1 protein-coding gene is annotated in these 389 nt (G+C 62.0%); it reads left to right on the forward strand.

Annotation, left to right across the window (positions count from 1 at the left end; translation table 11 throughout):
- The coding region (locus ACF8ML_RS18425; RefSeq protein ID WP_392407601.1) for a transposase at positions 1-389 on the forward strand (389 nt) is incomplete at both ends.

Below are 389 nucleotides of genomic sequence, written 5' to 3' on the forward strand. Positions count from 1 at the left end.
GTCAGCCGTGAGCTTCACCGCAACGGTGGCAAGAGTTGCTACAGGGCTGCGCGCGCCGATGAAGCAGCCTGGGAGCGTGCGCACCGCCCCAAGCCTTGCAAGCTGGCGAGCAATCCAGCCCTGGCGCAGATCGTGGCTGGCAAACTGCAGCATCGATGGTCGCCTGAGCAGATCGCCGGTTGGCTCAAACGGACCTACCCAGAGCAAAGGAGCATGCAGGTGTCCCACGAAGCCATCTATCGCACGCTCTTTGTCCAGACGCGGGGCGCTTTGAAGAAGGAGCTTCTGGAGCATTTGCGGCGCACCAGAGGCATGCGTCGTTCACGGCACTACACGCAAAAGACCAGTATCCATGGCCGAATCGTCGGTGCCGTCCCCATCAGCGAACG

Origin of the sequence: Delftia sp. WSY_10, assembly GCF_043104705.1 — a bacterium.
In the GTDB taxonomy this organism is placed as follows: Bacteria; Pseudomonadota; Gammaproteobacteria; order Burkholderiales; family Burkholderiaceae_C; genus Comamonas; species Comamonas tsuruhatensis.